The organism is Pseudomonas sp. GW821-FHT02C04 (genome assembly GCF_059421845.1).
The window spans coordinates 68,203-90,500 of sequence record NZ_JBWKVT010000002.1 but is presented as its reverse complement, the minus strand read 5'-3'; the positions used below and the strand labels follow the sequence as shown (position 1 = coordinate 90,500).

Sequence of the window (22,298 nt, the reverse complement as noted above, 5' to 3'; positions counted from 1 at the left end):
TGGATGGAGAAGGAAGTTGGCCGCTTGGCGCGTGTGAGTCAAGCCGCGTCGCCAGGTTTCGGTGTTCGGGCCAGGCAGTAGACATCGACCCGCGTGGCGCCCGCGTCCACCAGCAGCCGGGCCAATGCCTGGGCGGTGGCGCCGGTGGTCAGCACATCATCCACCAAGGCGAGATGCCGGCCTTTTACATCAGCGTCCGGCACAAGGTTGAAGGCATTGTGCAGATTGCGTTTGCGCGCCTTGGCATCGAGTGCCTGCTGGGCGCTGGTGTCTTGAAAACGGCGCAGGATATTTTCTTCACAGGGCAGGTCCAGTTGCGTGCCGAGCCACCGCGCCAGCATTGCCGCCTGATTGAATCCGCGCTGCCGCAGACGCTTGTTCGCCAACGGCACCGGTAACAAGGCGTCCGGGCGTGGCAGGCCTTCGTCGAAGCGATGTTGCAGGAATTGTCCGAGAACATCGCCGAGCAGGCAGCCAAACGGCCATTTCGCATTGTGCTTGAAGCGGGTGATCAGGCTGTCTACCGGGAAGCCGTAGAACCAGGGCACCGCCACGTGTTCGAAGGCGGGCGGATCCTTCAGGCAGCCGCCGCACGTCAGGCCCGCAGCGGGCAGCGGCAAGGCACACGTCACGCATTGATCACCCAGCCAGGGCAGTTCGGTTTCGCAGGCCACGCAGAGAGGTGTTTCGGTTTCCGTCGGCTCATCGCACAGTAAACAGTTCTGGTTGTTATTTAACCAGATGTAAACCGGTCTATCTTAATGTGGTTGACAGTGCATGGCTCTTCCTTAAATATGCCGAACATCCGTGTCGTGCCTGTGGGTATTCCGTTTCCCCAGGCGCCAGCCAAGCATAACCAAGGAATCGCCCATGAGCGCCAGCACCACTGCCACCCTGCGTCACGACTGGTCTTTGGCCGAAGTCAAAGCACTCTTCGTTCAGCCATTCAACGACTTGCTGTTCCAGGCGCAGACGGTGCACCGCGCGCATTTCGACGCCAACCGCGTCCAGGTTTCCACCCTGCTGTCGATCAAGACCGGCGCCTGCCCGGAAGATTGCAAATACTGTCCGCAGTCCGGTCACTACAACACCGGCCTGGAAAAAGAAAAGCTGATGGAAGTGCAGAAAGTCCTCGAAGAGGCTGCCCGCGCCAAGGCCATCGGCTCGACCCGTTTCTGCATGGGCGCGGCGTGGAAGCACCCGTCGGCCAAGGACATGCCCTACGTGTTGAAAATGGTCGAAGGCGTGAAGGCCATGGGCCTGGAAACCTGCATGACCCTCGGTCGCCTCGATCAGGATCAGACCGAAGCGCTGGCCAAGGCCGGGCTCGACTACTACAACCACAACCTCGACACCTCGCCGGAGTTCTACGGCAGCATCATCACCACCCGCACTTACAGCGAGCGTCTGCAGACCCTGGCCTACGTGCGCGATGCCGGCATGAAAATCTGCTCCGGCGGCATCCTCGGCATGGGCGAGTCCCTCGATGACCGCGCGAACCTGCTGATCCAGCTGGCCAACCTGCCGGAGCATCCGGAGTCGGTGCCGATCAACATGCTGGTCAAGGTTGCCGGCACGCCGCTGGAAAACGCTGACGACGTCGATCCGTTCGACTTCATCCGCATGCTCGCCGTGGCGCGGATCCTGATGCCGCAATCCCATGTGCGTCTGTCCGCCGGCCGTGAAGCGATGAACGAGCAGATGCAGGCCCTGGCGTTCTTCGCTGGCGCCAACTCGATTTTCTACGGCGACAAACTGCTGACCACCGCCAACCCGCAGGCCGACAAGGACATGCAGCTGTTTGCGCGTCTGGGCATTCAGCCGGAAGCCCGCGAAGAACATGCCGACGAAGTGCATCAGGCCGCTATCGAGCAGGCGCTGGTGGAGCAGAAGAGCAGCGAGCAGTTCTACAACGCGGCAGTCTGATCGTCCGTTCTTTCAGGCGCGGCCTCGGGCAGCGCTTGCTGATTCATTTGCCACCCGTGAGGCTTGCATGTCTTTCGATCTCGCCGCACGCCTTGCTGCCCGTCGTGCCGAAAATCTCTATCGCCAGCGACCGCTGCTTGAAAGCCCCCAGGGGCCGCAAGTGGTGGTCGACGGTCAGCCATTGCTGGCGTTCTGCAACAACGATTACCTGGGCCTGGCCAATCATCCGCAAGTGATCGAAGCCTGGCGCGCCGGTGCCTCGAAGTGGGGCGTTGGCGGCGGAGCCTCGCATCTGGTGATCGGCCACAGCGGCCCGCATCACGAATTGGAAGAAGCTCTGGCCGACCTCACCGGGCGGCCGCGTGCGCTGTTGTTCACCACCGGCTACATGGCCAACCTCGGCGCGGTCACGGCGCTGGTCGGGCAGGGCGACACGGTGCTGGAAGACCGGCTCAATCATGCATCGTTGCTGGATGCCGGACTGTTGTCCGGCGCGCGGTTCAATCGTTATCTGCATAACGACGCCGACAGCCTGGCCAAGCGTCTGGAGAAAGCCACTGGCAATACGCTGGTGGTTACCGACGGCGTGTTCAGCATGGACGGCGATCTCGCCGACCTGCCGGCGCTGGCCCGAGAGGCCAAGGCCAAAGGCGCGTGGCTGATGGTCGATGACGCCCACGGTTTCGGTCCTCTGGGCGCGAACGGTGGCGGGATCGTCGAGCATTTCGGCTTGAGCCAGGATGACGTGCCGGTGCTGGTCGGCACCCTCGGCAAAGCGTTCGGCACGGCGGGCGCGTTTGTCGCCGGCAGTGAAGAGCTGATCGAAAGCCTGATCCAGTTCGCCCGTCCGTACATCTACACCACCAGCCAGCCACCGGCGCTGGCCTGCGCAACATTGAAAAGTCTGGAACTGCTGCGCAGCGAACACTGGCGGCGCGAGCATTTGCAGACGCTGATCCGCCAATTCCGCCACGGCGCCGAACAGATCGGTCTGGAGCTGATGGACAGCTTCACGCCGATCCAGCCGATCCTGATTGGCGACGCCGGTCGCGCCGTGCGTTTGTCGCAGATGCTGCGCGAGCGTGGGTTGATGGTCACCGCGATACGGCCGCCAACCGTGCCTGCCGGCAGTGCACGGCTGCGGGTCACCCTGACCGCCGCCCACAGCGAGGCGCAGGTGCAACTATTGTTAGAGGGACTGGCCGATTGCTTTGCCCAACTGAAGTCGGAGCCAAGCCATGCGTGATCGTCTGATTCTGCTCCCTGGCTGGGGCCTCGGTGTTTCCCCGCTGGAACCTTTGGCGGCTGCGCTGCGTGGGCTCGACGAACACCTGACGGTCGAAATCGAACCGTTGCCGGAGCTGGAGTCCAGCGATCCTGCAGACTGGCTCGACGAACTCGATGAGCGTATTCCTCAGGACGTCTGGTTGGGTGGCTGGTCGCTGGGCGGCATGTTGGCTTCGGAGCTGGCGGCACTGCGTGGCGAACATTGCTGCGGCTTGCTGACGCTGGCGAGCAATCCTTCTTTTGTTGCCCATGACCAGTGGCCGAGCGCGATGCCGGGGGAAACCTTCGATGCATTTCTGGCCGGTTGCAGTGCTGATCCGCGTCAGACCCTCAAGCGTTTTTCACTGTTATGTGCTCAGGGGGCGCAAGACTCTCGCGGCTTGTCGCGATTGTTGCTGGGCGGCGCGCCGAATACTTCACCAATCGCCTTGATGGCGGGTCTGGAGTTGTTGGCGCAGATCGATACGCGCAATGCCTTGCAGGTGTTTCGAGGCCCGCAATTGCATCTGTTTGGCGGGCTGGACGGGCTGGTGCCGGCGGAAGCCGCAGGCGAGTTGTTCGCGTTGCTGGCGGATGTCGAGGTCGGGCTGATCGAGCAGGCCAGCCATGCGTTTCTTCTGGAAGACCCCCACGGTGTGGCCGGTGCAATCCAGGCGTTTTTAAGTGAGTGTGGTGATGACTGATTTGTCTCTTGCTGCGCTGCCCGGCGGCTTGCCTGACAAGCGCCAGGTCGCGGCTTCTTTTTCTCGTGCAGCGGCCAGCTACGACAGCGTCGCCGAGTTGCAGCGTGATGTCGGCACGCAGTTGCTGAATCGTCTGCCGGTGGGTTTTCTCCCGCCGCGCTGGCTGGATCTCGGCTGCGGCACCGGGTATTTCACCCGGGCGCTGGCCGAGCGATTTGGTGAGGGGCTGGCGCTGGATATCGCGGAGGGCATGCTCAATCACGCGCGGCCGTTGGGTGGGGCTACACACTTTATTGCCGGCGATGCCGAACGCTTGCCGTTGCAGAATTCGACCTGCGATCTGATCCTCTCCAGCCTCGCCGTTCAGTGGTGTGCAGACTTCGAATCGGTGCTCGGCGAAGCCTTCCGAGTGCTGAAACCGGGGGGGATTTTCGCGTTTGCTAGTCTTTGTGTAGGGACGCTGTACGAATTGCGCGACAGTTGGCGTCAGGTCGATGGCCTGGTGCACGTCAACCGTTTCCGCGAATTCGCCCGGTACGAGCAATTGTGCGCGGCCAGTGGTCTGCGCACGGTCAGTCTGGAGAACCGGCCACATGTGCTGCATTACCCGGATGTGCGCAGCCTGACGCACGAACTCAAGGCGCTGGGCGCGCATAACCTGAACCCCGGTCGGCCGGGCGGATTGACCGGTCGGGCGCGGATTCTGGGGTTGGTCGAGGCTTACGAGCAGTTCCGTCAGCCGCAGGGCTTGCCGGCGACTTATCAGGTGGTCTACGCCGTGTTGGAGAAACCCGTATGAGCGCAGCCTATTTCATCACCGGAACCGACACTGACGTCGGTAAGACGACTGTCGCCGCCGGGTTGCTGCATGCCGCCAGATCGGCAGGGTTGAGTACGGCGGCGGGCAAGCCGGTGGCGTCCGGTTGTGTGGTGACGCCCAGAGGTTTGCGCAATTCCGATGCGCTGGCGTTGCAGGCCGAATGCTCTTTGCCGCTGACTTATCAACAGGTCAATCCGGTAGCGTTCGAGCCGGCCATTGCGCCGCATCTGGCGGCCCGTGAGGCAGGCGTGGCGCTGACCGTGCAATCGTTGCTGGCGCCGATGCGCGAGATTCTGGCCATGAACGCCGACTTCACATTGATTGAAGGCGCGGGCGGGTGGCGGGTGCCGTTGGCGGATCAGGACAATCTGTCGGACCTGGCCATTGCGCTGAATCTGCCGGTGATTCTGGTGGTGGGCGTGCGTCTGGGTTGTATCAGCCATGCATTGTTGACGGCTGAAGCGATTGCCAGGGACGGGCTGCAATTGGCGGGATGGGTGGCGAATATAATTGATCCGAAGACCTCGCGGCTGGAAGAAAACCTGGCGACGCTGGCCGAACGCATTCCGGCGCCGTGTCTGGGGCGGGTGCCGAAACTCAAGGCGGTCAGCGCCGAGGCGGTCGCCGATCATTTGCAACTGGATCTGCTCGACTGATTTTGGCTATGACAAGGCACTGTGCCATTAGTGTTTTTGACGGGTGTTTTTCTGACGCCTCTGGTTCAATGGCACCCATTGATCCTTCCCAAGGATGAGAGCTCCCATGGAAATCTCCGGAAACACAGCTTTTTATGCAGGTCTGAGCAGCATTCAGACCGGGCAGAACCGTGTCGATCAGGCTGCCAGCCAGATCGCCAACAACACCATCGAGCGCTCGGTCACCAGCCAGTCTTCCGAAGCCCAGATCGATCGCCTGCGCGGTGTGGACCGCAGCCAGCAAATGGATCCGGGCAGCGCCATGGCCGAGATGGCCCAGGGCAAGTTTCAAGTGGAGCTGGGCACGAAAGTCGCCAAGGCTTCCGATGAAATGCTCGGTACGATCATCGATACGTTCGCCTGATTTTCTGATATCCGCTTTGCCAGACGCCGCGACTGTTCGCGGCGTTTTTCGTTGTAAGTCCTTCTCCCTCAACTAATCTTTTTTCATTGCACATGGCTCGCCCGGGCGCATGTCGCGGTGCTGTGTCCGGTGTTCGAAAAATGTGATGACGAATGGCAAAAGATCGACGCTTGACAAGATTTCGGCGTAAACGTATGTTTCAAACAACTGTTTGACCGTCACAACAAATCAATGCGGTCGTTCATTCCCGGTTACATCAGCAGAGGTTTATCGCTATGCCTGACTACAAGGCCCCCTTGCGTGATATTCGCTTCGTTCGTGACGAACTGCTCGGCTACGAAGCGCACTATCAGAGCCTTCCAGCGTGCGCAGACGCAACGCCGGACATGGTTGACGCCATTCTCGAAGAGGGCGCCAAGTTTTGTGAGCAGGTGCTGGCACCGCTGAACCGCGTGGGCGACATCGAAGGTTGCACCTGGAGCGAGTCCGGCGTGAAAACCCCGACTGGCTTCAAAGAGGCCTACAAGCAATTTGTGGAAGGTGGCTGGCCAAGCCTGGCTCATGACGTCGAGCACGGCGGTCAAGGCCTGCCTGAGTCGCTGGGCCTGGCTGTCAGCGAAATGGTCGGCGAAGCCAACTGGTCGTGGGGCATGTACCCGGGCCTGTCGCACGGCGCGATGAACACCATCTCCGAGCACGGCACCCCAGAGCAGCAAGAAGCCTATCTGACCAAACTGGTCTCCGGCGAATGGACCGGCACCATGTGCCTGACCGAGCCGCACTGCGGCACCGACCTGGGCATGCTGCGCACCAAGGCCGAACCTCAGGCCGACGGTTCCTACAAAGTCTCCGGTACCAAGATCTTCATCTCGGCCGGTGAACACGACATGGCCGACAACATCGTCCACATCGTACTGGCCCGCCTGCCTGACGCACCGGCTGGCACCAAAGGCATTTCCCTGTTCATCGTTCCGAAGTTCATGCCGAATGCCGATGGCACCGTTGGCGCTCGCAACGCTGTGAGCTGCGGTTCGCTGGAACACAAGATGGGCATCCACGGCAACGCCACTTGCGTGATGAACTTCGACGGCGCGACCGGTTTCCTGATCGGCCCGGCGAACAAAGGCCTGAACTGCATGTTCACCTTCATGAACACCGCACGTCTGGGCACCGCGCTGCAAGGCCTGGCCCACGCCGAAATCGGCTTCCAGGGCGGCCTGAAATACGCTCGCGATCGCCTGCAAATGCGCTCCCTGACTGGCCCGAAAGCGCCGGAAAAGGCCGCTGACCCAATCATCGTGCACCCAGACGTACGTCGCATGCTGTTGACCATGAAGGCATTCGCCGAAGGCAACCGTGCGATGGTGTACTTCACCGCCAAACAGGTCGACATCGTCAAATACGGCGTGGACGAAGAAGAGAAGAAGAAAGCCGACGCACTGCTGGCCTTCATGACCCCAATCGCCAAGGCGTTCATGACCGAAGTCGGTTTCGAATCCGCCAACCACGGCGTACAGATCTACGGCGGCCACGGCTTCATCGCCGAGTGGGGCATGGAGCAGAACGTTCGCGACAGCCGCATCTCGATGCTGTACGAAGGCACCACCGGTATCCAGGCACTCGACCTGCTGGGCCGTAAAGTGCTGATGACTCAAGGCGAGGCTCTGAAAGGCTTCACCAAGATCGTCCACAAGTTCTGCCAGAACAACGAAGGCAACGAAGCCGTTAAAGAATTCGTCGCACCGTTGGCTGCACTGAACAAAGAGTGGGGCGAGCTGACCATGAAGGTCGGTATGGCTGCCATGAAAGATCGCGAAGAAGTCGGCGCGGCCTCCGTGGACTACCTGATGTACTCCGGTTACGCCTGCCTGGCTTACTTCTGGGCTGACATGGCGCGTCTGGCTGCTGAAAAACTGGCTGCCGGTACCACCGACGAGGCCTTCTACACCGCCAAGCTGCAAACCGCGCGCTTCTACTTCCAGCGCATCCTGCCGCGTACCCGTACGCACGTGGCAACCATGCTGTCGGGCGCAAACAACCTGATGGACATGAAAGAAGAGAACTTCTCGCTGGGCTACTAAGCCTTAACGCGGTCGTTCTGAAAACCGCTGCTCCTTCGGGGGCAGCGGTTTTTTTTGTGCCCGGATTTCCCCAATCCCGGGGCTGATTCCCCAGCATTGATGACGGCTTTGTTCAGCCGAACCCCTGCGCTTATTGATTCAAGATATTTCCAGAAGGGTGGCCAATTAATTGCACTGTCCGAATTACCGGTGCTAACGAGAACTGCCTGCTCAAAGAAGCATGACGCCCGGCACTTAACAACAACAGTCAGGGTGAAGCCTATGAACATCAGTCGACTCGCTCGTTTGACCTTCTGGTTACCCATCGCGCTGTCAGTCCACAGCGCATGGGCCGCCGACCCCGCCGAAGTCGATCCCCCGGTGCCGGAAGTCCCGTCGCTGCAATCGTTGCGCGGGATGGTGCCTCCCGATCCGTCCGGGACCGAAGGCGGACGCAAGGTCGACCTGATGACCGACTACGTGCTCAACCGTTCGGCTGCGATCCTGTTGGGCAAGGCATTGTTCTGGGACATGGAGATCGGCAGCGACGGCGCCACAGCGTGCGCCTCCTGTCACTACCATGCCGGTGTCGATCACCGCATCGCCAACCAGCTCAACCCCGGCCAGGCCAACACCAACGCCAACGTCGCGTCGATTTTCAACAAGCCGTTTGTGGCTTCCGACATTCCCGGCGACGTGGCGACCTACGCCACCTTGTCCGGCGGCAAGGGCGGTCCGAACTACACGCTGAAGAAAACCGACTTTCCGACCCACGTGCTGAGCAATCCGCTGGAGCGCAACTCGCCGATCGTTTACTCGACTGACGATGTGGTCGGCTCCCAAGGCGTGTTCGACGCCAACTTCGTCAAACCCAATCAGCCGCGCTTCGACAAATGCACCCAGCAGCCGGACGGTCTGTTCCAGGTCGGTGGCATCAACGTCCGGCGCAGTACCGGGCGCAACGCGCCTTCGGTGATCAACGCTGCGTTCAACGTGCGTAACTTCTGGGACGGCCGGGCCAACAATGTGTTCAACGGATTTTCGCCGTTCGGCAATCGCGATCCCGATGCGGGGATTTACGTGACCAGCGAGCGCAGCACGGTCGCCACCAAAGTCAGGCTGGCACTCAACGATGCGTCTGCCGCCTCGCAAGCCGTCGGCCCGCCCGGCAGCCCGGTGGAAATGTCCTGCGGCGGTCGCACCTTCGCCGACATCGGTCGCAGGATGCTGGACACCCTGATGCTCAAGCAGCAGCGGATTTCTTCCAGTGATTCGGTGCTGGGGCCAGTGTCAGGCGCGCGGCGTCCGACCTATCGCGAACTGATCAAGAATGCCTTCCAGCCCCGGTTGTGGAACGCCACGCAAAACGTCTCGGTCGGTGGCGCACCCTACACCCAGATGGAGGCCAACTTCCCGCTGTTCTTCGGCTTGGCGATTCAGATGTACGAAGCCACGCTGGTCTCCGATCAGGCGCCGATTGATGCCTATCTGCAAGGCGACCACACCGCCATGAACGCGCAGCAGGTCGAGGGGATGAACCTGTTCCTCGGCAAGGGCAAGTGCGTCAATTGCCATGGCGGTGCTGAGCTGACCAATGCCGCCAGTCGCTTGCTGATGCATCCGCGTGAGCGCATCGAACGGATGGTAATGGCTGACAACCTGACCACGCTTTACGACAACGGCTTCTACAACACTGGCGTCCGGCCGACTTCGGAAGACCTGGCCCTCGGCGGTGCGGATGCCTGGGGCAATCCGTGGTCCTTCACCCGCCAGTACAACAGTGTGTTGCAGGGCGGCCGGACGGTTGATCCGCTGGATGTCGACGTGTGTACCTTTGAAGCACCGCTGAGTGCAGCGATTCCGTGCGATGCCACGCTCAAGCCGAATGTCGGGTTCCGCGATTCGGTCGACGGCGCGTTCAAGACGCCAACACTGCGCAACATCGCCCTGACCGGCCCGTACTTCCACAACGGCAGTCGCGCCACGCTCAAGCAGGTCATGGAGTTCTACAACCGTGGCGGCGATCGGCGTGGTGAGGACGCCAACAACACCAGCGGTTTCGAGCACCCGGCGGTGAATCAGCACAACACCTCCAACCTCGATCCGGACATGACGGCGCTGAACCTGACGCCTGACGAAATCGACGCGTTGGTGAAATTCATGGAAGTCGGACTGACCGATCCGCGCGTTGCCTGGGAACGGGCGCCTTTCGATCACCCGTCGCTGGTGATCCCGCAGGGCCATATCGGGGATGAAAATGCCGTGACCCAGCGCCCGGCCAGTCCGAAGGTCACGACTCGTCAGGCAACGGATGCATCGCTCAATCTCAAGCCTTACGGCGCTGAAGGTCGGCCGGCGGCGGAGGGGCCATTGCAACCGTTCTACAACGATCTTTGAGTGGAAATGATCGTCATGGCCATCAAGCATGATGGCCATGACGAAAGTTTCATGCTTCTCAGGCAAAAAACCTTGATTGAAGGCTCAGAAACCGAGGGATTCGGCCGTTAAAGAGACAGCCTGTGATCTGGATCACATTGTGTGTGCTTAACTGGCCACATTGCAGGCACAATGCCATCTCTTTGCCAAGACGGTCGGAGCTTTACCCTTGCCGCGTTCTTCCGCTGTACGTTTCAGTCATTTCATACCTTCACTGCTGTTGTTGCTTGCGGGGTTGGCGGCTGCGTACGTCAAAGACCTCAACGTGTTCTTCACCTCGCTGTTCAACGTGCTGCCAACCCTGGTGCTGTTGTTGGGCGGGTCGTATTGCGCGGTTTACCGACGCCAGCGCGAACTGTTTCTGATGGTCACGGTGTACATCGCCTACTTCCTGCTCGACACCCAGACCGACTATTACCGTGACAACGGCAAGGTGCGCGAAGACGCGGCCGTGGTGTTCCATCTGGTCTGCCTGCTGTTGCCCCTGTTGTTTGGGTTGTTCGCCGCGTGGCAGGAGCGCACACACCTGTTTCAGGACATGGTGGCGCGGTTTGCCGTGCTGCTGGCGTTTGGCAGCGTGGCGCTGGGGTTGGAACAAAGTTACCCGCAGGCGTTGCTGATGTGGCTCTCGGAAATTCGCTGGCCAGCCTTGCACGGCGCATGGATGAGCCTGATCCAGATGTCCTATCCAGTGTTCCTCTCGGCGTTCCTGTTGCTGGCCTGGCAGTACTGGCGCAACCCGCGACCGCTGCACGCGGCGCAACTGGTGGGGTTGCTCGGAGTGTTCTGGATGCTGCCGAAAACCTTCATCCTGCCGTTCACCCTGAACATCATGTGCAGCCAGGTGATGCTGATGATTGCGGCGGCCGTAGCGCACGAGGCTTATCAAATGGCCTTCCGTGACGAACTCACCGGCCTGCCGGGCCGTCGCGCACTCAACGAGCGTATGCAGCGTCTGGGGCGCAACTATGTGCTGGCGATGAGCGACGTCGATCATTTCAAGAAATTCAACGACACCCATGGTCACGACGTGGGGGATCAGGTCTTGCGTCTGGTCGCCAGCAAGCTGTCAAAAATCAGCGGCGGCGGTAGGGCGTATCGCTATGGCGGTGAGGAATTTGCTCTGGTGTTTGCAGGCAAGACCCTTGAAGAGTGCATGCCGCACCTGGAAGTCATCCGCGAGTCGATCGCGTCCTACAACATCCAGTTGCGCAACCAGGAAAACCGCCCGCAGGACGACCAACAGGGTCGCCAGCGTCGGGCCGGTTCCGGTGCGTCCAGTGTGTCCGTGACGGTGAGCATCGGCGTCGCCGAACGTGTAGAGCAGCGCAACCCGGAGCAGGTTCTCAAATCCGCCGACGAGGCGCTCTACGCCGCCAAAGGCGCAGGCCGGAACTGCGTGATCGCATTCGGTCAGAACCGCCGTGGCGCGGTGCGCATGGACAGTGCCGCAGGTTGAGTGATGACGGCGCATTCAGCGTCTGGACAGTGATTGTGGGGCAGGGTGGCCGGCAGTAGGTTGGAGAAATCTGCTGAAGGAGAAGCCACCATGCCCGAGTACAAAGCTCCCCTGCGCGACATGCGCTTTCTGATCGATCACGTCTTTGACTTCCACACCCAGTACGCGGCCCTTGGCGCCCACGATGCCAGCCCGGACATGGTCAACGCGATCCTCGACGAAGGCGCGAAGTTCTGTGAGAACGTTCTGGCACCGCTCAATCGCAGCGGTGACGAAGAGGGCTGCCATTTCGACAACGGCGTGGTGACAACGCCTACAGGCTTCAAGCAAGCCTTCGCACAATACGTGGAAGGTGGCTGGCACGGTCTGGCGGCGGATCCGACCTACGGCGGCCAGGGCCTGCCGAGTTCGCTGGGGCTGGTGATCAGCGAAATGGTCGCCTCCAGCAACACTTCCTGGGGCATGTACCCGGGCCTGACCCACGGCGCCATGTCGGCGATCCACGCCCACGGCACCGAGGAACAGAAAAACACTTATCTGCGCAAACTCACTGCGGGCCAGTGGACCGGCACCATGTGCCTGACCGAAGCCCATTGCGGCACCGACCTGGGCATCATCAAGACCCGCGCCGTGCCTCAGGCCGACGGTAGTTACGCGGTCACCGGCAGCAAGATTTTCATCTCCGCCGGCGAGCACGATATGAGCGACAACATCATTCACCTGGTGTTGGCCAAACTGCCGGACGCACCGGCCGGGACCAAGGGGATTTCGCTGTTCATCGTGCCGAAATTCCTGCCGGATGCAGCCGGTGAGGCGGGGGAGCGCAACGGCGTTTCCTGCGGTTCGATCGAGCACAAGATGGGCATCAAGGCCTCGGCCACCTGCGTGCTGAACTTCGACGACGCCAAAGGCTTCCTGATCGGCGAGCCGAACAAGGGCCTGAACTGCATGTTCACCATGATGAACCACGCGCGCCTCGGCACCGGGATGCAGGGCCTGTGTCTGGGCGAAGCAAGTTTCCAGGGTGCAATCAAATACGCCAACGACCGCCTGCAGATGCGCGCCCTGACCGGCGCCAAAGCCCCGGACAAACCGGCGGATCCGATCATCGTCCACCCGGACGTGCGACGCATGCTGCTGACCATGAAAGCCTTCAACGAAGGCAACCGCGCGCTGACCTATTTCACCGCACAAATGCTCGATGTCGCGCACCTGAGTCCGGACGCGGACGCGCGTCAGGAGGCCGAAGACCTGTTGGCGTTCCTGACCCCGATCTGCAAGGCGTTCATGACCGACACCGGTCTGGAGGTGACCAACCACGGTATGCAGGTGTTCGGCGGCCACGGTTTTATCCGCGAGTGGGGCATGGAGCAACTGGTCCGCGATTGCCGGATCGCACCGATCTACGAGGGCACCAACGGCATTCAGGCGCTGGATCTGCTCGGGCGCAAAGTCCTTGGCAGCCAAGGCAAATTGCTGCGCAACTTCACCAAGATCGTCCACAAGTTCTGCGCCGCCAACGCCGGGCATGCGCAACTGGGCGGGTTTGTGGCGCAACTCGATGGCCTCAATCAGCAGTGGGGCGAACTGACCATGCAGGTCGGTATGGCGGCGATGAAGAATCCGGATGAAGTCGGCGCCGCGTCGGTGGATTACCTGATGTACAGCGGTTACATCGTCCTCGGCTATCTGTGGTTGCGCATGGCGCTGGTCGCCCAGGCACAGCTGGAGTCGGGCGAGGGTGATGGCGATTTCTGCCAGGGCAAACTGGCGACGTGCGAGTTTTACTTCAAGCGGTTGTTGCCACGTACTGCGGCGCATCGCGCGGCGATTGAGGCGGGCAGTGATTGCCTGATGAAATTGCCGGCGCAGTTGTTCTCGCTGTAACACGCCACTGTTAAACAAAAGAGCCCGCTGATTGCGGGCTTCTTTATGGCTGATTGCTGGTGACTAAAAATAACAAATCAGTCACCGCCTGACCCTATGTGTCGCAAAAGTTGTTGGGTTACACTCCGACTCAACGAAAACACCCTTCCACGAATCACCTGTTTTGATCTTTGCGAGGTTTGCCATGGCTGACTACAAAGCGCCGCTGCGCGATATGCGCTTCGTCCTCAATGAAGTGTTCGAAGTCGCCAAACTCTGGGCCGAACTGCCGGCACTGGCCGAGACTGTCGACGCCGAAACCGTCGAAGCCATCCTCGAAGAGGCCGGCAAGGTCACCAGCAAAAGCATCGCGCCCCTGAGCCGTGCCGCCGACGAAGAAGGCTGCCATTGGGCCGACGGTGCCGTCACCACACCGGCCGGTTTCCCACAGGCCTATCAGACTTATGCCGAAGGCGGCTGGGTCGGTGTTGGCGGTGATCCGGAGTACGGCGGCATGGGCATGCCCAAGGCCGTGTCGGCTCAGGTCGAAGAAATGGTCAACTCCGCCAGCCTGTCCTTCGGTCTGTATCCGATGCTGACTGCCGGCGCCTGCCTGTCGATCAACGCCCACGCCAGCGAAGAGCTGAAAGCCGCGTACCTGCCGAATATGTACGCCGGCGTCTGGGCCGGTTCCATGTGCCTGACCGAGCCGCATGCCGGTACCGACCTGGGCATCATCCGCACCAAGGCCGAGCCTCAGGCGGACGGTTCCTACAAGGTCAGCGGCACCAAGATCTTCATCACCGGCGGTGAGCACGACCTGACCGAAAACATCATCCACCTGGTGCTGGCCAAGCTGCCGGACGCGCCGGCGGGGCCGAAAGGCATTTCGCTGTTCCTGGTGCCGAAGTTCATGGTCAATGCCGATGGCAGCCTGGGCGCGCGCAACCCGGCGAACTGCGGTTCGATCGAACACAAGATGGGCATCCAGGCCTCCGCCACGTGCGTGATGAACTTCGACGAAGCCGTGGGTTACCTGGTCGGCGAGCCGAACAAGGGCCTGGCGGCGATGTTCACCATGATGAACTACGAGCGTCTGGGTGTCGGTATCCAAGGCCTGGCTACCGGCGAGCGCTCGTACCAGAACGCCATCGAATACGCCCGCGACCGCCTGCAAAGCCGTTCGCCGACCGGCGCGCAGAACAAGGACAAGGTTGCCGACCCGATCATCGTCCACCCGGACGTGCGTCGCATGCTGCTGACCATGAAAGCCTCGAACGAAGGCGGCCGTGCGTTCTCCACCTACGTGGCGATGCAGCTCGATACCGCCAAGTTCAGTGAAGACGCCGCCACCCGTAAACGTGCCGAGGACCTGGTTGCGCTGCTGACGCCAGTGGCCAAGGCATTCCTGACCGATCTGGGTCTGGAAACCACTGTCCACGGCCAGCAGATCTTCGGCGGCCACGGCTACATCCGCGAGTGGGGCCAGGAGCAACTGGTGCGTGACGTACGCATCACCCAGATCTACGAAGGCACCAACGGCATTCAGGCGCTGGATCTGGTGGGTCGCAAGATCGTCGGCAGCGGCGGCGCGTTCTACAAACTGTTCGCCGACGAGATCCGCCATTTCACTGCGACCGCCAGTGCCGATCTCGGCGAGTTCACCAAACCGCTGAATGACGCCGTCGACACCCTCGACGAACTGACCTCGTGGCTGCTGGACGTGGCGAAAACCAATCCGAACGAAATCGGTGCGGCGTCGGTCGAGTATCTGCAGGTGTTTGGCTACGTTTCCTACGCCTACATGTGGGCACTGATGGCCAAGGCATCGCTGGGCAAAGAAGCGCAGGACGATTTCTACGCGAGCAAACTCGGTACTGCGCGGTTCTATTTCGCCCGTCTGCTGCCGCGGATTCACTCGTTGAGCGCGTCGGTCAAGGCTGGCAGCGAGTCGCTGTTCCTGCTGGATGCCGGGCAGTTCTGATGATGTAACGTCATGTAAGCAATCTCTTACATGACGTGCTGCTGTTCTCCCATATGCGCAAATTGGATCCAGAGCTAATCTACATTTCATGGACGTCGCGCAGGAAGCGCAAAGCAACAACACGGACACGTAGGATTCTGCCAGGGTGGCGGAGTGAAATGGATGTCAGGGAAACAGTCTGCAAAGCCCCGCTTCGGCGGGGTTTTCTTTTGCCCGCAGAAAAGTTTTCAGCTCAGCGAATCCAGGGCCGGCGCGCCCTTGAGCGGTTTATCCTCGCGCTGCATGACCTCTTCCAGCAAGGTTCGCAGCAAGGCCAATGGCGCCTGCTGGCGTTGTACGTCGCGACACACCAGCCCGACCTTCAACGGCACACGCGGTTCACTGAGCGGTTTCCACAGCAGATCCTGATCGTCGTACTCCTTTTGCGAACGACCGGGCAGCACCGTCGCCAGACGTGTGTGCGGCAGGCTGTCGAGAATCCCCACCATGTTGTTCAGTTCCGCCTGCACTTGCGGGCGTCGTCCGAGGCTGGCCAGTTGCGCCTGCCAGATCTGGCGGATCTGGAATTCCTCGCCCAGCAGCAACATCGGCAGTTCGGCGGCCTGGCTCATTGAAACCTTCTTGAATTCACGCAGCGGATGATCCGCCGGGATGACCAGCGTCAGTTCATCTTCGTACAGCATCACGCCGTGCAGCCCCGGCTGGCGTGGCGGCAGATAACTGATGCCAATGTCCAGCGAGCCATTGAGCAGGCGTCGCTCGATCTCCAGCCCCGTCAATTCATAAATCTGCACCACCAGATGCGGCTGGGCCTTGCGCACCCGCTCAAGCATTTGCGGCACCAGGCTGGTGTGCACGGTTTGCAGTACGCCAATCGCCAGCGTGCGCAGCGCCTGCCCCTTGAAGTTGCCCAGCGCCTCACGCGCGCGTTGCATGCCGTCGAGCAGTGGCAGGGCGTGGTTGTACAGCGTATGGGCGGCGAGGGTCGGCAGCAGGCGTTTGCTGCTGCGTTCGAACAGGGTGACGTCGAGGTTCTGCTCCAGATGGCGAATCTGCTGGGACAGCGCAGGCTGGGAGATTGACAGGCGCTCGGCGGCACGCCCGACGTGACCTTCTTCGTAGACCGCGACGAAATAACGCAGTTGTTTGAAATCCATAAGTAACACTTATCGAAAATGCTGAGAAATCGAAATGGCCGGCGGCCGTGTGTGAGCCTAGTCTAACCGCATCCACGGGGCTTACAGGGCCGGAAAGGGCAATGACCAGCGATTGTTTCGATAACGATTACATAGGCAGTTCAAAAAACCTCCTGCGAGGCTTTTTGCAATGAATCTGTTCAGCCTGCGGCGCCAGACGCCGAGCCTCGATGACCTGGCTTTTGAAACCCATGAATCGGATGCCGCTGACGGCCTGAATGCCGAGCGCCTGATGCCCAGCGTCGAACGCCCGCAACAGGTATTTGTTCGCGGCCAAGGTTCCTGGTTGTGGGACAGCAATGACCGCGCCTATCTGGACTTTTCCCAGGCGGGCGGCGCCAACAGCCTGGGCCACAGCCCATCGGCGCTGGTCAAAGCCATCGCCAGCCAGGCCCAGGCCCTGATCAACCCCGGCTTCAATCTGCACAATCGCGGCATGCTCAGCCTCGCCGAGCGCCTGTGTGCCAGTACCTCAAGTGATCAAGCCTATTTGCTCAACAGTGGCAGCGAAGCCTGTGAAGCTGCGATCAAACTGGCGCGCAAATGGGGTCAACTGCATCGCGGTGGCGCCTCGCGGATCATCGTCGCCAGACAAGGTTGTCACGGACGTAGTCTGGCGACGATTTCGGCGTCGGACAGTTGCAACCTGCACAATCGCTTTGCGCCGCTGCTGCCGGGCTTTGATCTGGTGCCGTTCAACGACCTGCCGGCGCTGCACGCGGCGGTTGATGCGCAGACCGTGGCGATCATGCTTGAGCCAATTCAGAGTGATGCCGGTGTGATTCCTGCGACTGAGCATTACCTCAAGGGTGTCGAGCGCCTGTGCCGTGAGCTGGGGATTCTGCTGATTCTCGACGAGGTGCAGACCGGCATCGGCCGCTGCGGCACCTTGCTCGCCGAACAATCCTATGGCGTGCGCGCCGATATCGTCGTGCTCGGCAAAGGCCTCGGCGGTGGCGTGCCACTGGCGGCATTGCTGGCGCGAGGCAAGGCCTGCTGTTTCGACTCCGGCGAGTTGGGCGGTACTCATCACGGCAACGCGCTGATGACCGCTGCAGGGCTAGTGGTGCTCGACAGCGTGCAGGACCGCGCATTCCTCGAACAGATCCGGGACAACGGCCAGCATCTGCGCGAAGGGCTCGCTCGTCTGGCCCATCGTTATGAACATGGCGAGTTGCGCGGGCAAGGGCTGTTCTGGGGGCTGACCCTGTCGGAAGACTCCGCCGAGGCCGTCGTCAAAGCCGCGCTCCATGAAGGTTTGCTGCTCAACGCCCCACAAGCCAACTGCCTGCGCTTTACCCCGGCGCTCACGGTCAGCAAGGCCAACATCGACGAAATGCTCCTGCGCCTGGCCCGAGCCTTCTCCCGGGTACGCACCGCGCAACTGCAATGCCGCAAAGGGATTGCCGTCTGAGCTGAAGTTTCCCACCCGAACTCAAGAACCGTCTCGCGGTATAACGCACGCCCCACGCCTGATTCTTTTGGCGTGGGGCGTTTTTTTGTGGCCGGGTTTTGCGAGTGCGGTTTAGTGCTTGAGGATTGGCAACTGCGGTGTTTCTTTAGTGGGCCTCGGCAAGGATTGCCGAGGCCAGCAGACCAACATTGTCGAAAGGCGGGCTTTGTAATCTATACCACTGAGTGGTATGTTTTTTTGGAAGGGATACCGATGTCGTTCAGGTTGTTCAAGACAAAAGGCTTTGCGATACAGGCCAGCAAAGCATGGATCACCGACGAAGAGCTCCGCGAGGCTTTTACCGAGATGCTTGATGGTCAAGCGGACAATCTGGGAGGCGGTGTCTGGAAGAAGCGCCTGAACGAAAACCGCCACCGTTCGATTGTTCTGGCCAAAGGCGGGCACTACTGGATTTATCAGGTGCTGTTCGCCAAAAAGGATCGGAGCAACATCAATTCTGCGGAGCTGAAGGAGCTGCGCAAACTGGCGAAAGCCTATGCGCAACTTACCGAAGAGCAGATTCAGGGGTTGTTGGTCATGAAAGCGTTTGTGGAGATAACTCATGAGTAAAAAATTCAAAAGTGACGTATTTGAATCAGTGCACGAGTCGGCAAGTGCTCTGCATGCAGTCGGCGCTATCAGCAAGGCAACGATGCGTGAGTTTGATGAGTCGTGCCTTGCGGCGGTTCCAGATGCGATCCCGGCGGAGCAGATCAAGGCGTTGCGTGAGCGCAACAACGTCAGCCAGCCAGTGTTCGCGCGCTATTTGAACACCAGTGCGTCGACCGTCAAGCAATGGGAATCAGGAGACAAGCATCCGAGCGGCATGGCTCTGAAGCTGCTCAGTATCGTGCAGAAACACGGTCTGCAAATTCTGGCTTGAGTGGCCTTCTGCGCGCTGACTGGCAAAAGCACTGAACCCTGACAAACGGCACAGGTCGATTAGCTTGTATGGCTCAGGTGAGCCAACCCCCAATCAGGAGCTGACCCATGGACTTCATTCGAATCATCATTGCCATTCTGTTGCCGCCACTGGGTGTGTTTCTGCAGGTCGGGTTCGGTGGCGCGTTCTGGCTGAACATTCTGCTAACGCTGTGCGGTTACATCCCGGGGATCGTGCACGCGGTGTACATCATCGCCAAGCGCTGAGTCTCAATCCGTCAAACCCATCACTCGCCGGTAGAAGCGCCATTCCTGTTCCAGCGCATGGGCCTGATTGATGGCCCGGCGGAAGCCGTGGCGTTCGTCGGCGTAGTAGTGCGCTTCGACCTCGATGCCGTTGTGCTCCAGAGCCGCGACCATGTCGCGGCTCTGTTGCGGCACGACCACGGCGTCCAGTTCACCCTGGAAGAAAATCACCGGTACGCGAATGTTGCCTGCGTGCAGCAACGGCGTGCGGGCTGCGTAGCGTTCGGCGTCTTGCTCGGGATCGCCGATCAGCCAGTCCAGATAATCGCCTTCGAACTTGTGTGTCGCGCGGGCCAGAGCCACCGGGTCACTGACGCCATACAGGCTGGCGCCGGCGCGGAACACGTGATGGAACGCCAGGGCACACAACGTCGTGTAACCACCGGCGCTGCCGCCACGGATGAATGCACGCTCGCCGTCGATCATGCCGCGATCATTCAGGTAAGCCACTACCGCACAGGCATCCTCGACATCCACCGCGCCCCAACTCAGATGCAACGCTTGCCGGTATTCCCGGCCATAGCCGCTGCTGCCACGGTAGTTGAGGTCGGCGACGGCGAAGCCGCGTTGCGTCCAGTACTGGATGCGCGGGTCGAGCATCGGGTAACACGCCGACGTCGGGCCGCCGTGGATGAACACCACCAGCGGCGGCTTCTCATCGCCATTGGTGGCCGGGTAAAAGAAGCCGTGCGCTTCACCCGAACCGCTGGGATAGCGCAGGGTTTGCGGTCGGCTGATGCGATCGGCGGGCAGCGGTGCAACGCCGCCGGCCAGCACTTTCACTTCACGCGACTCGCGATCGATGGCGATTACCGCAGAAGGGCTGACGGGGGAGGCGGCGATGCAGTAAATGAACTGATCATCGACAGCCAGATGACGGAACCGACTGTAGTCGCCGGTGAAGTCTTCGCCGTTGAGCGTCAGGCGACCAAAACCGCCTTCGCTCCAGCTCGCCAAAAAGCCTTCGTCGGTGGGCAGCCAGGTGCAGCCGCCGAGTTGCCATGGGGCCGGCGCGTGATCGGCTGCGGCACAGGGCATCGGTTGCAAACCGTCTGCAGACTCGACCCACGGTTGCCAATATCCACCACGGTCGGTCAGGCAACCCAGTCGGCCATTGGCATCGAAGCGCGGTTGCTGGATCGACTCTTCAAAGGTTTCTCCAGCCACGCAACGTGAGGCGGAAAATCCGTTACCCGAGCGCTCGGCGAGCATCAATCGAGTGGACGTCCAAGGTTGATGCGGCCGGCTCCACTCGATCCATGCCAGGCGCTGGCCATCCGGGCTGATGCTCGGCGCTGCGTAAAAGTCCGCACCTTCCATCAACATATGGCGGGCGCCATTCGCCAGATCAATAGCCACCAGTCGATGGTAATCACCGTTCTCCTCTACAGCCAGCACCTGACCGTTGGCGAAATGCAGATCGCCGTATCGGCACTCGCCCGACGTCAATGCCAGGGGCTCGCCGTCCAGCGTCTGGCGATACAGCTGTTGATCCGCCTCGTTGACGAAAACCAACCCCTCAGGCGTCAGACAAAACGCCCCACCGCCATATTCGTACACCCGACTGCGAACGCTGAAACCCGCAGGCGTCAGACATTTCGCCACGCCATCGCGCCAGTGCCAGATCCGGCACGCGGCGTCTGCAGGTCGGTATTCATTCCAGAACAAGCCATGGGCGCCGAGCTGCAGCTCGGCGAAATCCACGCCGGCAGCAACGGCGGCAGTGGCGCTGAAAGGCTCAGCCTTTGGCGATGAGGCGCGAGTTTCGTTCATTGCGAAAGGCCAGTTGTTCGATGGTCTGGGTGGCATGCTCGGCTTCTTCGCGGGCCTTGAGGATCACACCGTGATGTTCGGATTTGCTGCACACCGGGTCGGCATTGCTGGCATCGCCCGTAAGCATGAAGGCCTGGCAGCGGCAGCCGCCGAAGTCCTGTTCTTTCTCGTCGCAGGAGCGGCATGGCTCGGGCATCCAGTCATAGCCGCGAAAGCGGTTGAAGCCGAACGAGTCGTACCAGATGTGCTGCATACTGTGATCGCGCACATTGGGAAATTGTACCGGCAGCTGTCGGGCGCCATGACAGGGCAGGGCGGTGCCGTCCGGCGTGACCGTCAGAAAGATGCTGCCCCAGCCGTTCATGCAGGCTTTCGGGCGCTCTTCGTAGTAGTCCGGGGTGACGAAAATCAGTTTGCACGGATGCCCTTCGGCTTCCAGCTTGGCGCGGTATTCATTGGTGATGCGTTCGGCGCGGACCAGTTGTTCCTTGGTCGGCAACAGGCCGACACGATTGAGCTGCGCCCAGCCGTAGAACTGGCAGGTGGCGAGCTCGACGAAGTCCGCTTCGAGCGCGATGCACAGCTCGATGATGCGGTCGATCTTGTCGATATTGTGCCGATGGGTGACAAAGTTCAGCACCATCGGATAGCCGTGGGCTTTTACAGCACGAGCCATTTCGAGCTTTTGTGCGAAGGCCTTTTTCGAGCCGGCAAGCAGGTTGTTCACTTGCTCGTCGCTGGCCTGGAAACTGATCTGGATGTGATCGAGTCCGGCCTTCTTGAAGTCGCTGATCTTCTGTTCGGTCAGACCGATGCCGGAAGTGATCAGGTTGGTGTAGAAGCCCAACTGACGCGCTTCGCGGATCAGCTCGGCAAGGTCCTGGCGCACCAGCGGTTCGCCGCCGGAGAAGCCCAGTTGCGCCGCGCCCATCTCCCGCGCTTCGCGGAATACCTTGATCCACTGCTCGGTGCTCAGCTCTTTGCCCTGCTCGGCGAAATCCAGAGGATTGGAGCAGTACGGGCATTGCAGCGGGCAGCGGTAAGTCAGCTCGGCGAGCAGCCACAGCGGCAGGCCGATCTCCGGTTTGGCCGGGACTTGCACCGATGA

Annotated in this window: 19 protein-coding genes; 15 read left to right on the top strand and 4 right to left on the bottom strand. The window is 60.7% G+C overall.

Annotated features, from left to right (window positions below; all coding sequences use genetic code 11):
- Window positions 1-38: 38 nt before the first annotated feature.
- Entirely contained in the window at window positions 39-743 is a 705-nt protein-coding gene (locus AC07VV_RS08485; protein ID WP_495036321.1) for a ComFC family protein, read from the bottom strand.
- Window positions 744-870: 127 nt separating this feature from the next.
- Between AC07VV_RS08485 and bioB the strand changes: the two genes are divergently transcribed.
- From bioB to AC07VV_RS08430, 11 genes are all read left to right on the top strand, one after another.
- A complete protein-coding gene (gene bioB / locus AC07VV_RS08480) occupies window positions 871-1,926 on the top strand; it encodes a biotin synthase BioB (protein ID WP_085731680.1) in 1,056 nt (351 codons plus the stop codon).
- Between the two features lie 67 nt (window positions 1,927-1,993).
- Window positions 1,994-3,172: an 8-amino-7-oxononanoate synthase gene (bioF, locus tag AC07VV_RS08475; RefSeq protein WP_207863720.1), complete on the top strand. Its 1,179-nt coding sequence runs from the start codon at window positions 1,994-1,996 to the stop codon at window positions 3,170-3,172.
- Window positions 3,165-3,896: an alpha/beta fold hydrolase gene (locus AC07VV_RS08470; protein WP_495035987.1), complete on the top strand. Its 732-nt coding sequence runs from the start codon at window positions 3,165-3,167 to the stop codon at window positions 3,894-3,896. Before bioF ends, AC07VV_RS08470 begins: the two co-directional genes overlap by 8 nt.
- Window positions 3,889-4,695 (top strand): malonyl-ACP O-methyltransferase BioC, encoded by an 807-nt coding sequence (gene bioC / locus AC07VV_RS08465; RefSeq protein WP_495035986.1) that lies wholly within the window; start codon window positions 3,889-3,891, stop codon window positions 4,693-4,695. The genes AC07VV_RS08470 and bioC overlap by 8 nt, the downstream gene beginning before the upstream one ends.
- Window positions 4,692-5,372: a dethiobiotin synthase gene (gene bioD / locus AC07VV_RS08460; protein ID WP_096817848.1), complete on the top strand. Its 681-nt coding sequence runs from the start codon at window positions 4,692-4,694 to the stop codon at window positions 5,370-5,372. The genes bioC and bioD overlap by 4 nt, the downstream gene beginning before the upstream one ends.
- Window positions 5,373-5,478: 106 nt before the next feature.
- Entirely contained in the window at window positions 5,479-5,775 is a 297-nt protein-coding gene (locus AC07VV_RS08455) for a pyrroloquinoline quinone biosynthesis protein PqqE (protein WP_085731685.1), read from the top strand.
- Between the two features lie 275 nt (window positions 5,776-6,050).
- Entirely contained in the window at window positions 6,051-7,856 is a 1,806-nt protein-coding gene (locus AC07VV_RS08450; RefSeq protein WP_096817852.1) for a phenylacyl-CoA dehydrogenase, read from the top strand.
- A gap of 261 nt (window positions 7,857-8,117) precedes the next feature.
- Window positions 8,118-10,232 (top strand): cytochrome-c peroxidase, encoded by a 2,115-nt coding sequence (locus tag AC07VV_RS08445; RefSeq protein ID WP_495035985.1) that lies wholly within the window; start codon window positions 8,118-8,120, stop codon window positions 10,230-10,232.
- 208 nt (window positions 10,233-10,440) lie between these two features.
- Complete coding sequence (locus AC07VV_RS08440; RefSeq protein ID WP_249483358.1) at window positions 10,441-11,730, top strand: GGDEF domain-containing protein; 1,290 nt, start codon at window positions 10,441-10,443, stop codon at window positions 11,728-11,730.
- 90 nt (window positions 11,731-11,820) lie between these two features.
- Window positions 11,821-13,617: an acyl-CoA dehydrogenase C-terminal domain-containing protein gene (locus tag AC07VV_RS08435; protein WP_495035984.1), complete on the top strand. Its 1,797-nt coding sequence runs from the start codon at window positions 11,821-11,823 to the stop codon at window positions 13,615-13,617.
- Window positions 13,618-13,801: 184 nt separating this feature from the next.
- Window positions 13,802-15,580 carry an acyl-CoA dehydrogenase C-terminal domain-containing protein gene (locus AC07VV_RS08430; RefSeq protein ID WP_495035983.1) on the top strand — a complete coding sequence of 593 codons (1,779 nt, stop codon included), beginning with the start codon at window positions 13,802-13,804 and terminating at the stop codon, window positions 15,578-15,580.
- 227 nt (window positions 15,581-15,807) lie between these two features.
- Here the strand turns inward: AC07VV_RS08430 and AC07VV_RS08425 are convergent, their stop codons facing one another.
- Complete coding sequence (locus AC07VV_RS08425; protein WP_495035982.1) at window positions 15,808-16,737, bottom strand: LysR family transcriptional regulator; 930 nt, start codon at window positions 16,735-16,737, stop codon at window positions 15,808-15,810.
- Window positions 16,738-16,906: 169 nt separating this feature from the next.
- On the opposite strand from AC07VV_RS08425, the gene AC07VV_RS08420 reads away from it, so the two are divergent.
- From AC07VV_RS08420 to AC07VV_RS08405, 4 genes are all read left to right on the top strand, one after another.
- Complete coding sequence (locus tag AC07VV_RS08420) at window positions 16,907-18,190, top strand: aspartate aminotransferase family protein (RefSeq protein ID WP_493065742.1); 1,284 nt, start codon at window positions 16,907-16,909, stop codon at window positions 18,188-18,190.
- 252 nt (window positions 18,191-18,442) lie between these two features.
- Window positions 18,443-18,799 (top strand): type II toxin-antitoxin system RelE/ParE family toxin, encoded by a 357-nt coding sequence (locus AC07VV_RS08415; protein ID WP_495035981.1) that lies wholly within the window; start codon window positions 18,443-18,445, stop codon window positions 18,797-18,799.
- Window positions 18,792-19,112 carry a helix-turn-helix domain-containing protein gene (locus AC07VV_RS08410; RefSeq protein WP_039768053.1) on the top strand — a complete coding sequence of 107 codons (321 nt, stop codon included), beginning with the start codon at window positions 18,792-18,794 and terminating at the stop codon, window positions 19,110-19,112. The genes AC07VV_RS08415 and AC07VV_RS08410 overlap by 8 nt, the downstream gene beginning before the upstream one ends.
- 107 nt (window positions 19,113-19,219) lie before the next feature.
- Window positions 19,220-19,378, top strand: coding sequence for a YqaE/Pmp3 family membrane protein (locus AC07VV_RS08405; protein WP_003228885.1), 159 nt, complete (start codon window positions 19,220-19,222; stop codon window positions 19,376-19,378).
- Window positions 19,379-19,381: 3 nt separating this feature from the next.
- On the opposite strand, the gene AC07VV_RS08400 is transcribed toward AC07VV_RS08405, so the two are convergent.
- Window positions 19,382-21,190: a S9 family peptidase gene (locus AC07VV_RS08400; protein ID WP_495035980.1), complete on the bottom strand. Its 1,809-nt coding sequence runs from the start codon at window positions 21,188-21,190 to the stop codon at window positions 19,382-19,384.
- On the bottom strand, window positions 21,156-22,292 hold the full coding sequence (gene pqqE, locus AC07VV_RS08395; RefSeq protein ID WP_495036320.1) for a pyrroloquinoline quinone biosynthesis protein PqqE: 1,137 nt from the start codon (window positions 22,290-22,292) through the stop codon (window positions 21,156-21,158). The genes AC07VV_RS08400 and pqqE overlap by 35 nt, the downstream gene beginning before the upstream one ends.
- Window positions 22,293-22,298 lie beyond the last annotated feature (6 nt).

Excerpts from the sequence above, each read along its gene's own strand:
- bioB (WP_085731680.1), top strand. The coding sequence starts at position 871 with ATGAGCGCCAGCACCACTGCCACCCTGCGTCACGACTGGTCTTTGGCC.
- bioF (WP_207863720.1), top strand. The coding sequence starts at position 1,994 with ATGTCTTTCGATCTCGCCGCACGCCTTGCTGCCCGTCGTGCCGAAAAT.
- AC07VV_RS08470 (WP_495035987.1), top strand. The coding sequence starts at position 3,165 with ATGCGTGATCGTCTGATTCTGCTCCCTGGCTGGGGCCTCGGTGTTTCC.
- bioC (WP_495035986.1), top strand. The coding sequence starts at position 3,889 with ATGACTGATTTGTCTCTTGCTGCGCTGCCCGGCGGCTTGCCTGACAAG.
- bioD (WP_096817848.1), top strand. The coding sequence starts at position 4,692 with ATGAGCGCAGCCTATTTCATCACCGGAACCGACACTGACGTCGGTAAG.
- AC07VV_RS08455 (WP_085731685.1), top strand. The coding sequence starts at position 5,479 with ATGGAAATCTCCGGAAACACAGCTTTTTATGCAGGTCTGAGCAGCATT.
- AC07VV_RS08450 (WP_096817852.1), top strand. The coding sequence starts at position 6,051 with ATGCCTGACTACAAGGCCCCCTTGCGTGATATTCGCTTCGTTCGTGAC.
- AC07VV_RS08445 (WP_495035985.1), top strand. The coding sequence starts at position 8,118 with ATGAACATCAGTCGACTCGCTCGTTTGACCTTCTGGTTACCCATCGCG.
- AC07VV_RS08435 (WP_495035984.1), top strand. The coding sequence starts at position 11,821 with ATGCCCGAGTACAAAGCTCCCCTGCGCGACATGCGCTTTCTGATCGAT.
- AC07VV_RS08430 (WP_495035983.1), top strand. The coding sequence starts at position 13,802 with ATGGCTGACTACAAAGCGCCGCTGCGCGATATGCGCTTCGTCCTCAAT.
- AC07VV_RS08425 (WP_495035982.1), bottom strand. The coding sequence starts at position 16,737 with ATGGATTTCAAACAACTGCGTTATTTCGTCGCGGTCTACGAAGAAGGT.
- AC07VV_RS08420 (WP_493065742.1), top strand. The coding sequence starts at position 16,907 with ATGAATCTGTTCAGCCTGCGGCGCCAGACGCCGAGCCTCGATGACCTG.
- AC07VV_RS08415 (WP_495035981.1), top strand. The coding sequence starts at position 18,443 with ATGTCGTTCAGGTTGTTCAAGACAAAAGGCTTTGCGATACAGGCCAGC.
- AC07VV_RS08410 (WP_039768053.1), top strand. The coding sequence starts at position 18,792 with ATGAGTAAAAAATTCAAAAGTGACGTATTTGAATCAGTGCACGAGTCG.
- AC07VV_RS08405 (WP_003228885.1), top strand. The coding sequence starts at position 19,220 with ATGGACTTCATTCGAATCATCATTGCCATTCTGTTGCCGCCACTGGGT.
- AC07VV_RS08400 (WP_495035980.1), bottom strand. The coding sequence starts at position 21,190 with ATGAACGAAACTCGCGCCTCATCGCCAAAGGCTGAGCCTTTCAGCGCC.